The organism is Kyrpidia sp., from assembly GCF_023512215.1.
Taxonomy (GTDB): domain Bacteria; phylum Bacillota; class Bacilli; order Kyrpidiales; family Kyrpidiaceae; genus Kyrpidia; species Kyrpidia spormannii.
Genome location: NZ_JAILZZ010000065.1, coordinates 1 through 13,072, shown reverse-complemented (window position 1 = coordinate 13,072; position 13,072 = coordinate 1). Strand labels below are relative to the sequence as shown.

Sequence of the window (13,072 nt, the reverse complement as noted above, 5' to 3'; positions counted from 1 at the left end):
CCGTGGCCATTGTCCATCCTCCTCTGCTCATTTCACGATTGTATTATACCGTATCCCATCGGTGGCGACAAAAGCACCTGGTTTTTTCGTAGAGGGCCAGCGGATCGCTCTTTCGAATCGATCGCTGTGCCGGTGCTCATCTTCTCCCTCTTCTGGAAGCGGTTTAACACCGCCGGAGCGGTGACGGGGATGGCGGTGGGACTGATTTCTTCCCTCGTCCTGGTGTTTATCAGCCCGGCGGTGATGGATGCGAAATCGGCCATTTTCCTGCTCCAGAACCCCGGGGTGGTGAGTATTCCCCTGGGATTCTTGGCTGCGTGGCTGGGGACGTACCTACAGCCTGCTGAAAAAGATTCAGTGACTGCGTGAGGTTGACGGGTTTAGACAGCTCATGTATCATCTTAATCATTTAGAGGGCCGGAAGGATTGGATGTAGTAAAGAGGCTGACAACCGAATGGTTCCGGGCAAGGTGTACGAGTTAAACATCGAGTTGTGGCCAACGTCGTTGGTAATCCCGGTCGGCAACCGGGTGGAGATGACCGTTCAGGGTAAGGACTTATGAAAACTTCGAACACAGCTTTGTGATGTTCGGCAAAGAAATGCGCGGGTGGGGCACGTTCTAGCATGACGATCCGGTGGACGCCGGAGGCGCTGTATACAGCGGCGGGATGCATAATGCCAGTGGCGCCATTGGCACGGCGGAAGCAGCCCGCTAGGTGGCTGAAGGCGCGTTGACTCCGGCCATCGGCACCGCGCCGCGGTTGGCCGCGGTTAAATATGATCCTGGCCATGGTCCGGTGCGGTGTTAGGCTTAAGCGCGTGATCTTGGACGTGCTGGCATAGGCAGGGTAAGCCGCTCAGAGTCTGGTTCTGCAGCCAGGACAAAAGGAGACGAAACAGTGGAGGGAAGCGTATGAAACTGGTTTCGTTTTGGGTGGACGGACAACTGCATTACGGCGTACAGGTGAAGGGGGGGGAGGTGTGGGCCGCCAGTGCTGTTGCACAGGCGCATGGGATTAGTCTGCCACCAACGGTGATGGACTTGATAGCTGCTGGACCAGCTGCGTTGGCACAGGTTCGGAGCTTGGCGGCGCTGGCCGAGACGGACGAATTGTTTCCGGAGGAAACATTGCATTTTGCTCCCGCAGTGCCCGCTCCAGGGAAGGTTATCTGCGTCGGCACCAATTATCGGCGACACGCCCTGGAGTCCAACCTGCCCATTCCCGAGTACCCGGTGTATTTTTCCAAGTATAACAATAGCCTGGCTGGGCACCGTCAGGACGTGCCGTTGCCTGGCTGCGCACAGCAGTTCGACTACGAGGTCGAGTTGGTGGCGGTGGTGGGTCGGCGTGTGCGCGCGGTGACTCCAGCCGACGCCCTACCGGCCGTTTTTGGTTACGCCACTGGTAACGACTTGTCGGCACGCGATTTACAGTTCCGTTCCAGCCAATGGATGTTTGGCAAAGCGCTGGATGGCTTCGCCCCGCTCGGTCCGTACTTGGTGACGGCAGACGAAATCCCAGACCCCCAGCAACTGCGCTTGCGTTGCTGGGTTAACGGTGAGCTGCGCCAGGACTCGAACACGGCGGACATGATTTTTTCCGTGGCGGAGCTGATCAGCGACCTCTCGCAGATCATGACGCTGGAACCAGGGGATGTGGTCTACACCGGTACCCCGGAGGGCGTGGTCCTGGGTATGGCTGAGAAGTGTTGGTTGAAAGCGGGCGACGAGGTGGTGTGTGAGGTTGAAGGCGTGGGCCGCCTGGTTAATCGCTTGGTCTAAGGCGACCGCAGGAGTGAACGGCACGGGCGAAAGGGGCGTGACCGCATTGACGGGCTTGGCCAAACCGTTGTTGTCGTTGGCTGGGATCAACGTGGTGTCGCTCGAGCAGGCGGGATCCTCGTCGTTTGCCACTTGTCAACTGGCCGAGTTGGCTGCGCGCTGTCGTCAAATCGGAATGTCCAAAACGGGTGGTTTTGCCTGCGCCTACGACTCAGTCGTGCTCGGGTGATTGAGCCAATTTGTGTGATTGAAGCGCTCCAAACAGTCGATCCTCCTGAATCGCCAATACCCGTAAGGTCTTCATGTGTTTCAGCAACTGTTGGGTACGGCGGACGTAGTTGTCAGTAACCTCGCGCCGGAGGCGTTGGCGCGGTGGCGGTTGGAGTCTGCCACGTGCGGGGGGAGGGGGGAGAGGTCGCTGATTGTCTGCGGGATCAGCGGCTAGGGTGGGCAGTACACCAAGCGGCGGCGCTTTGGCCCTTCGCCTCGAAATGGTCCACCCGGTCGGACTAGGTTTTGCGCCACTCGGTCCTTGTCATAGCGATGATCCTCCTCGTGCCCGCACGCGGTGTATCAGAGAATCATCGCCTGCGCTGACTACCCGGCTAGCTGTACAGGATATGACGCTACTTTTTGACAACTGGGATCATCTTAATCCTTGGAAAAATTTAAACGGTCAATTGCGATCAGGGCTTTCATGATGAGCAACAATTCATGCATAATAGCTGGCTCACGCAAATTTTTTCCAAGTATTTCTTCCAGACGCCGGATTCGGTGACGAAGTCCGCTTAACGACAGCGAAAGTTCGTTCATGGTCGATTCCAGTTTGCCGCCGTTTTGTAAGAAGACGTATAGTGTTTTCAACATTTCCATTTGTTTTGGGTCGTCTTGTTGTGGCCACAGCGGCGCTAGTTCGCGTTCTGCAATCCGTTCAATTCCGTTTTTATTTCTGCTGCTGATGAGCACACCTACGATGCCGAGCGATTCAAACGTAGATACACCCACACGATTAGACAACTTGACAGTGAGCAGCGCTTCCTCGTAATATTTGAAGGCTTGCATTATGCCGCACCCTTCTGTACTAAGTCCGCAGCGAAACATACGGTTCGGAAACGTTTTCTTCAAGTAGTGGCAAAAAGCGCGTAACGGTTTTTCAGCCGGCTGGCCGGAGAAAACTGATTTCGGCAGAAACAGGATTAGTTTTCCGTTTTTGAGACCGGCCATGATGCCCAGCTTTTTCTGATAAAACCAAGTATACGTTGTGTCGAGGAGCTGTTCCTGCCATAAAAAGTGATGTTTGGCTTTCATCATGTTATCTTTGGTGTCAATGACTGCAATATAATACGGCTCATTGAGATCAAGGCCGGTATATTTTCCACGTTTCAGTACATCATCCTCGCTGATATTCCCGTCAAGGATTTGTTCAAAGAAATTGCCCTTCATCCGTTCGAACGATTCGAACTTCGTTTTTTCGTTTAACAGGACGAGGGACACGGCTCCGGCCACGCGGTCCAAAAACAGCTCGTCCCTTTCTGATGGTTCGTCCGGGCTGGAGGCCCCTTCTTTTTGCATGTACAAAAAGGAACAGTATCCGACCAATTTTCGTTCAACGACAAGGGGGCTGACTAACCGTTTTTGGAAGGGGGTGGAGAACCATTTTGGGCGGGAGGACCAATGTTTCTTTTCATTCCGCTTGAACAGCTCGTTGGTTTCGTTTAACACGTAGGTCTCCCAATCGGTTGAAAGCTCGTCGTACTGTTTGTGCGAAAGTCCGGCATAGGCAATCAACCGGTGGTCGATGTCTTCAATAAGGACTGGCAAATCGAGCATTCCGGATACAAAGCTTGCGATTTCTTCCGCCGTGCACCCGTTGGCGATTTCTTCGGTTAACTGTTTTTGGAAGTTGGCGAGATTGGTCACAAACGTTCGTTCTTCCAACAGTTGTTCAAAGGTCAATTCGAGTTCCTGCACGATTGGGGTTGTGTTGAGAGGTTCTGCTGCACTTCCTTCATCTTCCCATACACGGGCGGGCTTTACGACCCAACTGCAATGATCATCTCCTTTGCCAACGCAGGTCAGCTCACGGGCAATCAGCGTTTCTCCGAAAACGGTGGACACAAAACCGCTCGCATACCCGGTCAGCATATAGCACACCGGTTCTCTTGAAACACCGAAGTGTTTCAAGTGTTCCGCTGCTTCGAAGGAGCCGATCCATACGCCGGTGCCGTGATAGTAGGTGAGTTTGCCGCACTCGTCCAATTCATATGCGCACCGGTGCTTTTCGATCCCGCGGATGTGTCCGTTTATAATATGCATAAACGGTCCGTATTTGATTAAATCCTCTTTTGATTTTCCTGTCTCGAGTGCCTCTTTACCGTCGTTGGACCCCATTTCCCAGCCAAATTGGAACAAGAAGCTTTTTAGCCGGGCAAGTCCGATATTTTTTACGAGTTGCTGACGCAATATGCCTAGGGCAGAGGAGGAGGTCGATATTTTTCGCACACTGTCGGCGGTGCCTGAATTATGATCTTCTTGGTTAATCTCTATCCGCATCTCTAATTCCTCCGATAAGAAAGAGGATGGTACCACGGACTATCCTCCGGAATTGACGTCATTTTAAGATTTCTGGAACATCGTGGGATCAAGTCCATAATAGTGTGTAAAACCCCTCGGTCATAGAAGTCTAGCAAATATGAGTCACTTGGAATGTATGGCAATCTGGTATTGAGCAATAACAAAAACCCCTCTTCGAGAATGATTTCTGCCAACTTTATTCTATCCGAGGGTTTTTGGCAATGGCTCTCTTATTTTTTAGAGAGTCCATTTTTACGCAATAATATCGCAATCAACTCATCGTGGTCAACATACCGTAATTAAGCCGTTATCAATTCGTATGAAGGGTTTTTCCCTGATCAACATGGATAATCAGTTTATATCGTCTATAACTATTCTTTTTGTAAACGGCAAACAGCCTCACAGCGCGCCTAGCAAAGCTAGGCACAACTTGCCGGTGCAAGTCCGGCCGAGGTAGGGGCCAGACCGCCTCGTAGCTAGCAGGCATCTGGTGGTGAGAGCCTAAGGATGAAGCCCTGCGAACAGCCCCGATGGGTGAAGCGAAACTGCAGGCCGTAACATGAAGTGAATCCTGCCGCATCGTTAATTGAAACCTCAAAGGGACAAGAGGAAGCCGAGCCGCGTGTGAGGTGGCGAAGGCCATGGAACGGTAAGCGTCAAACGAGGCCGGTGGCTGTAGGCTTTTTGGGCACGCCAAATAGACCCCACCCGACCCAGGTGATGGGGCCTGCTCTTCAGTTCGGCGTTTACGTGGCGCCGGATGGACGACGGCGGACAGACTCCGGCAGCTCGGGCGACCAGGGCAACAGTCTATCCAAGACACTGGTATCGTTGACGTCCACGTTGGGCAGTCGCTCAAACAGATACCGAAGATATTCGTAGGGATTCAGCCCGTTTTCCTTGGCGGTCTCCACGATGCTGTACACCGTCGCGCTCGCCTTCGCCCCTTTCGGGGTGTTCGCGAATAACCAGTTTTTTCGACCGATCACAAAGGGCTTGATCGATCGCTCGCTCCGGTTGTTGTCGATCTCCAACCGCCCGTCTTTCAAAAACGCCTCCAACTTCCCCCATTGTCCCAGGCAGTACTGAATGGCCTTGCCAAAGGCGCTTTTCGGTAGGCTGTGTTCCTTTTGCTCCACCAGCCACGCCAAAAACTCATCCAGCACCGGACGGCTCAACTCCAAGCGGCGGCGGTACCGCTCCTCCGGCATGAGATCTTTCAGGTCTCGCTCAATCGCAAACAGCCGGTTGCAATAGGCCAAGCCTTCCTTGGCGGCCACCGGCGCCGAACGCTTCGAGGCCGGCAGGGATTTGAGTGCCTCGTCAAATTTCCTCCTGGCGTGCGCCCAGCACCCCACCAAGGTCACGTCCGCCAGTCCGTTGTACCCCGCATACCCGTCCACATGCAGGTACCCTTTAAACCCGTTCAGAAACGCCTTCGGATGTTCCGCCGCCCGAGTCCTCTGGTACTCATACAGGACGATGGGCGGACTGTAGCGTCCGGTGCGGTACAGCCACAGGTACGACGTCGTCTCTGCCGCCCGCCCCGGCTCCCGCAACACCTGCAGGGTGGTCTCGTCCGCGTGCAGGATGTCTTGGTTCAAAAGCTCCCGGTGCATCCGCTCGTACAAGGGCTCCAGCCAATGCTCCGCGCTGTACACGATCCAATTCGCCAGGGTTTGCCGGGAGAGGGCAAGACCCTGGCGTTCAAACTGTTGCTCCTGCCGGTACAGCGGCATCCCCTCGACGTATTTTTGCGTCATCACATAGGCTACCGCCGAGGGGGAGGCCAGACTCCCCGGTTGGACCGGCTTCGGCATGGGGGCCTTGACCACCGGGGTCTGGATCTCCTCGCGTTCGCAACGGCGGCAGGAGTACAACTGCCGCACGTGCTCCACCACTTTCACCTGTGCCGGGATGATCTTGAGCTCCCGCCGAACCTCGGTGCTCATCTCGTGGAGCGCATCCCCACACTGCGGGCAAACCTGTTCCTCCCCGGCCAGGCGGTGCTCGATCCGTTCCACCGGCAGCTCCTTCAGCTTTTCCTCCCGCTGGCCCGGCTTTTTCACCCGGCGCACCGTCACCGTTTCCACCGTCGGCTCCGGTGGGGGCGTCTGTGCTTCCACTTCGGCCTCGTTAAACAGTTCCAACTGCTCGGAGGTCGTCTTGGACCGCTCGCTGGAGGCGGCAAACCGGCGGCGTTGACTCAGGCGAAACTGCTCCTCATACCAGGCCACCTTGGCCGCCAACTCGGCATTTTCCTGTTCCAGGCGCTGGATTCTTTTCTCAAGGGATTCGATTGTCTCCGCAGCAACCACGATGTTGTTCATACCTATTGATTTCGGCACAAACTCTTCTTTTCCTGCCACATCCCACCACGACAGGAAAAGAAGTTTGGAGGCTTACAAGACGGTGCGCGCCGTCACCTCCCGATGGGCTTGGCTCTGATTCAGGGAAAGCCCGTCGAGCAGCCACTGCAACTGCCGGCGGGTGATTTTCAGGGTTCCCGACGGATTCTCGTCGGGCCACTGAAAGGTGCCCCGTTCCAAGCGCCGGTAATGGAGCCAGAACCCATTGTGGTCCCACTGGAGGATCTTGAGTTTATCCCGTTTGCGATTGCAAAACGCGAAAAGACACGGAGAAAACGGGTCCAGTTCGAACTGCTCTTTGACCAGCACAGCGAGCCCGTCGATGGACTTGCGCAGGTCGGTGCTTCCACAGGCGAGATAGACCCGTTGTCCGGGATTCTCTAACACCGGGACATCAGGGCCCGCACGAAGTCGGCGAGCCACTCGGGAGAACAGCCGGGCCGGGCTTCCAGGACGATTTGGTGAACCCGGATCACCACAGAGGCCTCTGCGTCCGTTGAAGTTTCGTCGATCTCAAGGGGAAGCCACTGGGGCAACAGGGAAGCGCTGGGGGTCTGGGGCTTCTCCGAGGCTCGCAGTTTCCGCCGCCAATAGTACAATTGATGGGGTTGAATGTGGTGGGCGGCACACCAGGCGGCGGCGCTTTGGCCGCTGGCCTCGAAGTGGGCAACGCGGTCGGCCCAGGTTTTCCGCAACTTGGTCCTTGTCATGGCGATGATCTCCTCCTCCTGCACTCAGGTGGTGTATGAGAGAATCATCGCATGCGGCTGATTGACCGGCCAGGTGTATGGGATTTGACGCTTACATCACTGATGACCAGCCTGACTCCCCGAAGTCCACGCTCTTTCAGCCCTCTGAGAAACTCGGTCCAGAATGCCCCGTCCTCACTGGTCCCGATGTCAAACCCCAGCACCTCACGCTCCCCAGTATCGGTCACCCCGATGGCGATCACAAAGGCCATGCTCTGGATCCGCCCGCCTTCCCGCACCTTGGGGAAGGTGGCGTCCAGCCAGACATACGGATATTCCCGTTCCAGCGGCCGCCCTTTGAACTCTTGGATGTCTCGTCCAGTTGCTTACACAAACGAGAGACTTCACTTTTGCTGATGCCGTCCAGCCCAAGCCCGGCGGCGTGGCTCCAGAATCGACGGGAAAAAGCTTCCCTGGCGAAGTTTGGGGATCTTCAGGTCGAGGGTCCCAAGACGAGTATCCCACTCCCGTTTACGGTAGCCATTGCGTTGCGTCCTGCGTTCCTCAGTGCGCTCATAAGGGTTCGCGCCGACCTTTTGAGTGGCCGCGGCATCGATCAAAGATTGGGCGAACATCTGCATCAGTTCACGCAAGAAATCGATTTGTTCCTCACCCTGGATCTTGCGAATCCACTCAAGAACTGCGAAACTGTTAAGAGAAGCCATCGTTGCGTGACCTTCTACTAGTTTGGTGTCCACACTCTAGTAGACCCGCACGGTGGCTTCCTTGTCAATTGTGGAGGGGCCAAATTTACACCACTACTTGAGACTCTAATCACACCTTTGCAGGTGCATACTGACATCACGTAAACATACAATGTTCAAGATATAAAAAACAAAGAACATCTTTTGTTCTATGAACGTCCTTTTTGTTTCGATAATCTTAGTGATGCAAACAACTTAATGAAAACGCATTAAAATCTACATGAGAGGGTGTATTTCATTGGTAACGAGTGTACAAACGACGAACGAACAATTGTTGGAAGGCGCAAAACGAATAGGTCAGTTGGCGGAACAAGAAGCGGATCGAGCCGAGAAAACCGCATCGATTTCTGAGAATGTCGTAAATTTAATGAAAGAAACGGGAATTACCCGAATAATGTTGCCGAAAGAATACGGGGGTCCGCAAACCGATTTGAGAACGTTTGCTGAAATTGTTCGCACGGTCTCCTACTACAACGTCTCGGCAGGTTGGTTAACGTACCTCTATCCTTTGCATAACGTATTACCGGCTTACTTGCCGAAAAAAGGTCGCGACGAAATCATTAATCAAGGTGGACTTATCTGCGACGTATTTGCGGCGGTCGGCACTTGCGCTAAAGACGGCGACGGCTGGCGCGTAAACGGCGCATGGAAATACGCCTCCGGCGTTCTGTTCTCCGATTGGATCGGCCTCGGCGTAAACGTGGAACTTCCGGGTTACGACAAACCACAAGTTTGCTTGGCCATGTTGAAAAAAGAAGAGGTCGAAATCGTTTGCGACTGGGATACGTTCGGTTTGCGCGGTACGGGTAGCAACCAAGTTATTGCGAAAAATGTATATTGCCCGAACGAACGCTTGCTTAACCTGACGTATGCAGACACGGTCGGACAACCGCCGGATGCATATGACGACCCGGACTATCCGCTCTACAACGTTCCGTTCTACCCGGCGTTTTATCTCGGTTTTCCGTACATGGCTCTTGGCGGCGCAAAACGCGTTCTCGACGAGTTCAAAACTCAAACGGAAAGCCGTGTGCGACTGATGGACGGCGGTATCCGGGAAAGCCAATCTCCGCGCGGTCAGCGCGTGCTTGCGGAAATGACAACGGATTACCTGGCTGCGGACAGCCTGATGACGAAATATCTCGATTTGCTCGAGCAAACGCGCCATGGTGCAAAAGTGAAACGTGCAGAGTTCTTCGCCCTGCGTACCCGCGCAATCAAATTGTGCGTCGATATTGCGGTTCGTGCTTTCACGACCCTTGGCGGCGCCGCAATGTACAAAGGCAACGTTATTGAGTTGTTCCTTCGCGATATTCTTGGCGTTGCAACCCACAAAACGTCGCTCTATGAAGACGCCGTTGCGGCGTTTGGTAAAGAACTCTTCGGTTACGACAGTTTTGTTCGCGGTTAATAAACACACCTTAGCCGACTGAAACGTTTCGGCTGGCAAACATTTCATATCAAGGAGCGAGAGACAACATGGCACAAATTGTTGCAGGTGTAACCCTTTCCCACAGCCCGATGATCATGACGAATCGGGAAGCGGCAGGCGCTAAAGGCAAAGGCTTTATCAAAGCAGCGGGTGAAATGAGAAGCTGGCTCAAAAGCATGGGGACAGACGTCATCGTTCTGATTTCCGACGACCACTTCAATTCTTATTTCTATGATCATATGTCGTTGTTCACGATTGGCCTGGATCAATGCCAAGGCTGGGGCGACTGGCAATTGCCGCAATACGACGTTCCGGTGCAAAAACAACTGGCAAGACACATTTTGGATACCGCCTTAGAAGAAGGCGTTGACCTCGCTTTCTCGTTGAAAATGAAAATCGACCACGGCCATACGCAAGCGATTTATTTCTTGAATTCGGATTTGGAGCTGCCGATCGTTCCGATCGCAGTCAATACGGTTGCACCGCCATTGCCGACAATGAACCGTTGCTATCAAGTAGGCGAGGTCATTCGCAAAGCAATCGATTCCTGGAATTCCGACTTAAAAGTCGCAATCGTCGCTTCCGGCGGCCTCTCCCACTGGGTTCCGATTCCGAAAATCGACTCAGACAAGACTGAAGATAATGAATTAATCCGTATCTTGAGAAACGGTCGTTCGGAAATAGAAGAGCTGGAAGCATACCAAAAAAGCCGGATGGATCGTGTTATGGCCCTCAAGACGGGGCCTGTCAATGAAGAATGGGATCGTGCCCTGTTGCAAAAAATTGTGGAGAAAGACCATGAGTCGATCCGGAATTTTTCGATTGAATATATTGAAGAAAATGGCGGCAACGGCGCCCACGAAATCCGCAACTGGGCTGTGGCCCTCGGCATTATGAAAGAATACAACGCAAAAGTCGTCTGCTACGAGCCGATCCCGGAATGGGTAACAGGAATGGCGATTGTACAATATACAAAATAAATCTCTTCATGAAAAGGAGCAAGAGATAACGATGACAATTTGGACGGATTTAGCTGACGCATCCTTCAAACTTCATTACGTATATGCGGACGGAATCCGCACTCGTGTTCTGGAAGCAGGAGAGGGTGATCCTCTCTTACTTCTTCATGGTACAGGCGGACACATCGAAGCCTATGCACGAAACATCAAAAACTTGAGGGAGCATTTCCGCGTCATTTGTATCGATATGGTTGGACACGGTTATACGGATAAACCGGACCGTCCATACGGTATTGACTTCTATTCCGATCACTTGCTCGGGGTCATCCGAGCTCTTGGGTTAAGACAAGTTTATCTTTCGGGCGAGTCCCTTGGCGGCTGGGTTGCGGGCTGGTTTGCAGCGGAGCATCCGGAATATGTCAAGGCGATGGTTCTTAATACGCCGGGGAATGTCAACAATAAACCGGAAGTCATGGCGCGACTGAAAGAATCGACGGTCAAAGCCGTTGTCGAAGCCAGCTATGAAAACGTAAAAACCCGTCTCGAATGGCTGATGTACGACAAATCGCAAGTAACAGAAGAATTGATCGAGATGCGTTACAAGATTTATACGCAACCTTCTTATCAAAAAGCGGTTTACAATATTGTTTACTTGCAAGATATCGAAGCGCGCAAGCTTTATTCCTGGAACCCGAGCTGGTGCGGCAAAATTAAAGCACCGACGTTGCTGGTGTGGACCGACCATGACCCGACTTCGACGGTTGAGGAAGCGCAACCGATCAAGGATATGATTCCGGGCAGCGAATTAACGGTAATCGAAGGGGCTGGACATTGGCCGCAATGGGAAAAACCGGAAGTATTTGAACGCATCTTAATTGATTTCTTTAAAAAACATTAATTATTTCTTATTAAAGGAGAGTGGAAACATGATAGAAACCAAAAAAATCTCAAAACGTGCTTGGGCAGTTATTGCCTTGTTGTTTGCGCTGACCGTTATAAGCAATGCCGATAAGGCCATTATCGGCTTTGCTTCCGTTCCTCTTATGAAGGAACTCGGTCTTACAGCGCAGCAATGGGGTCTCGTAGGTAGTGCTTTTTTCTTCTTATATTCGATTTGTGCAATTTTAGGCGGAGCTTTGGCGGATCGTTTTGGTATTCGAAAAGTTATCGCCTGGATGGCGGCCATCTGGGCAATCGTCCAATTTATGACCTTTTTTGTATCTAATTTCATGTATTTGTTGATCACTCGTATCATTTTGGGAGCAGGCGAAGGTCCTTCTTATTCCCTTGCCATGACGGCGGCTTCCAAATATTTGCCGAAAGAGAAGTTGGGGATTGGTCTTACGCTTGTGTCAGTTGGAGGACCGTTCGGAGTTGCTGTATCGGCACCGTTCTTGATAGCGATCATTAGGAATTATGGTTGGAGAGCAGCGTTCATAACGACAGGCGTTATCGGGGCCGTTTGGATTATTTTCTGGTTGCTCGTGATTAAAGAAAAAGAAACTAATGAAGTAAAATTGCCTTCCACAAGAGTGAAAAGGGTTGCTGATGATACGCCGGACGTCGTTGCTTTCAACTTCACTAGAACGCTGTTTTCGAAGGAGTTTATTTTCGTTGCTCTTTGCGGCTTTGCAACCTATTGGTCCTTTACAGTAGGATTGAACTGGATGCCAAACTACTTACAAACGGTTCGCGGATTAGATAAAGGCGCCTTAAGCATTGCAACGGCAATTCCGTGGATCGTGCTTACGCTATCGCAAATTACGTGGTCTTCTATTTCTGACCGTTGCTATTTGAAGACGAAAAGTGTACGTAAAGGCCGTGTTTATGTTCTTGCGCCCGTTTTGATTGCCAGTGCGGTAGCTTATATTCTTTCTACTATGTTCGCTTCCAACGCAGTAACGGTACTTCTGATGTCGCTCGCACTTTCATTCGGTTGCATTACGCTCGTACTCGGGCCTGCCATTTTGGCCGACTTGACAACGAAGCCAAACCAAGGCAAGATCCAAGGATGGTTTATGGCGATTACGTCGCTTGGGGGAATCGTGGGTCCCTACGTCGTAGGCCAATTCGTTGGATTTGCTCCTTCCGTAGAAGCGGGGTTCAACTTGTCGTTCCAAATCACAGCAGCCGTACTTGCGATTTGTGGAATTGGCGCAATTTTATTCATTCGCCCGAAACTTAAACATAGCGAAGTTTCAATCCAAGGCAGCGTAATCGAGCAATAGGAAAGTTTGGAACATGTATTAGAGTCGCAAGTGGTGGGTTAAATTTAGCCCAGATTAACCCCCGCAGATTGGACACATGCTCCCGATATTGAGCCATTTCGGATTTTTTGCTATGGCCTGTGCCCTCATCTAGAAATTGCCATCAGTCGTCGGGCTGTCAAGGGCCGCTGTCGCTGGACCTTCGGTTCTCCCTTGACAGCTCCTCCTCCCTCTGGCAAGGGGTAATTAAGGGCAAAGGCCCATGCTACGTACTGGCGTACGTCAGACCTTCAC

13 protein-coding genes and 1 pseudogene are annotated in these 13,072 nt (G+C 52.5%); 9 read left to right on the top strand and 5 right to left on the bottom strand.

Going from position 1 to position 13,072, the window contains the following annotated elements; all coding sequences use genetic code 11:
• From K6T64_RS15055 to K6T64_RS16930, 5 genes are all read left to right on the top strand, one after another.
• A partial coding sequence (locus tag K6T64_RS15055) for a sodium:solute symporter family transporter (RefSeq protein ID WP_483306154.1) occupies positions 1–369 on the top strand: 369 nt, incomplete at its 5' end.
• Positions 370–425: 56 nt separating this feature from the next.
• Entirely contained in the window at positions 426–563 is a 138-nt protein-coding gene (locus tag K6T64_RS15050) for a CocE/NonD family hydrolase C-terminal non-catalytic domain-containing protein (protein WP_483306155.1), read from the top strand.
• A 351-nt stretch (positions 564–914) separates the two neighbouring features.
• The gene (locus K6T64_RS15045; protein ID WP_288010885.1) at positions 915–1,784 is read left to right on the top strand and encodes a fumarylacetoacetate hydrolase family protein; all 870 of its coding nucleotides are present in this window, start codon (positions 915–917) and stop codon (positions 1,782–1,784) included.
• Entirely contained in the window at positions 1,741–2,013 is a 273-nt protein-coding gene (locus tag K6T64_RS15040) for a hypothetical protein (protein ID WP_288010884.1), read from the top strand. Before K6T64_RS15045 ends, K6T64_RS15040 begins: the two co-directional genes overlap by 44 nt.
• A gap of 75 nt (positions 2,014–2,088) precedes the next feature.
• A complete protein-coding gene (locus tag K6T64_RS16930; RefSeq protein WP_353737829.1) occupies positions 2,089–2,229 on the top strand; it encodes a CoA transferase in 141 nt (46 codons plus the stop codon).
• A 206-nt stretch (positions 2,230–2,435) separates the two neighbouring features.
• Here K6T64_RS16930 and K6T64_RS15035 read toward each other — a convergent pair whose 3' ends face one another.
• From K6T64_RS15035 to K6T64_RS15015, 5 genes and pseudogenes are all read right to left on the bottom strand, one after another.
• On the bottom strand, positions 2,436–4,337 hold the full coding sequence (locus K6T64_RS15035) for a V4R domain-containing protein (protein WP_288010883.1): 1,902 nt from the start codon (positions 4,335–4,337) through the stop codon (positions 2,436–2,438).
• A gap of 767 nt (positions 4,338–5,104) precedes the next feature.
• Positions 5,105–6,688 carry an IS66 family transposase gene (gene tnpC, locus K6T64_RS15030; protein WP_288010887.1) on the bottom strand — a complete coding sequence of 528 codons (1,584 nt, stop codon included), beginning with the start codon at positions 6,686–6,688 and terminating at the stop codon, positions 5,105–5,107.
• 72 nt (positions 6,689–6,760) lie between these two features.
• Positions 6,761–7,114: an IS66 family insertion sequence element accessory protein TnpB gene (tnpB, locus tag K6T64_RS15025; protein ID WP_288010882.1), complete on the bottom strand. Its 354-nt coding sequence runs from the start codon at positions 7,112–7,114 to the stop codon at positions 6,761–6,763.
• Positions 7,108–7,437 (bottom strand): IS66 family insertion sequence element accessory protein TnpA, encoded by a 330-nt coding sequence (gene tnpA / locus K6T64_RS15020; protein WP_288010881.1) that lies wholly within the window; start codon positions 7,435–7,437, stop codon positions 7,108–7,110. Before tnpA ends, tnpB begins: the two co-directional genes overlap by 7 nt.
• Positions 7,438–7,481: 44 nt before the next feature.
• Positions 7,482–8,141 (bottom strand): annotated as a pseudogene (locus K6T64_RS15015) (transposase).
• A 277-nt stretch (positions 8,142–8,418) separates the two neighbouring features.
• On the opposite strand from K6T64_RS15015, the gene K6T64_RS15010 reads away from it, so the two are divergent.
• The 4 genes from K6T64_RS15010 (at position 8,419) to K6T64_RS14995 (ending at position 12,799) form a co-directional block, all read left to right on the top strand.
• Complete coding sequence (locus tag K6T64_RS15010) at positions 8,419–9,591, top strand: acyl-CoA dehydrogenase family protein (protein ID WP_288010880.1); 1,173 nt, start codon at positions 8,419–8,421, stop codon at positions 9,589–9,591.
• 68 nt (positions 9,592–9,659) lie between these two features.
• A complete protein-coding gene (locus K6T64_RS15005) occupies positions 9,660–10,592 on the top strand; it encodes a DODA-type extradiol aromatic ring-opening family dioxygenase (RefSeq protein WP_288010879.1) in 933 nt (310 codons plus the stop codon).
• Between the two features lie 31 nt (positions 10,593–10,623).
• On the top strand, positions 10,624–11,469 hold the full coding sequence (locus tag K6T64_RS15000; RefSeq protein WP_288010878.1) for an alpha/beta fold hydrolase: 846 nt from the start codon (positions 10,624–10,626) through the stop codon (positions 11,467–11,469).
• A gap of 28 nt (positions 11,470–11,497) precedes the next feature.
• Positions 11,498–12,799, top strand: coding sequence for an MFS transporter (locus tag K6T64_RS14995; RefSeq protein WP_288010877.1), 1,302 nt, complete (start codon positions 11,498–11,500; stop codon positions 12,797–12,799).
• Positions 12,800–13,072: the final 273 nt, after the last annotated feature.

What these genes read in the sequence shown, in the direction of transcription:
- K6T64_RS15045 (WP_288010885.1), top strand. Translation starts at nt 915, where the DNA reads ATGAAACTGGTTTCGTTTTGGGTGGACGGACAACTGCATTACGGCGTA.
- K6T64_RS15035 (WP_288010883.1), bottom strand. Translation starts at nt 4,337, where the DNA reads ATGCGGATAGAGATTAACCAAGAAGATCATAATTCAGGCACCGCCGAC.
- tnpC (WP_288010887.1), bottom strand. Translation starts at nt 6,688, where the DNA reads ATGAACAACATCGTGGTTGCTGCGGAGACAATCGAATCCCTTGAGAAA.
- tnpA (WP_288010881.1), bottom strand. Translation starts at nt 7,437, where the DNA reads ATGACAAGGACCAAGTTGCGGAAAACCTGGGCCGACCGCGTTGCCCAC.
- K6T64_RS15005 (WP_288010879.1), top strand. Translation starts at nt 9,660, where the DNA reads ATGGCACAAATTGTTGCAGGTGTAACCCTTTCCCACAGCCCGATGATC.
- K6T64_RS15000 (WP_288010878.1), top strand. Translation starts at nt 10,624, where the DNA reads ATGACAATTTGGACGGATTTAGCTGACGCATCCTTCAAACTTCATTAC.
- K6T64_RS14995 (WP_288010877.1), top strand. Translation starts at nt 11,498, where the DNA reads ATGATAGAAACCAAAAAAATCTCAAAACGTGCTTGGGCAGTTATTGCC.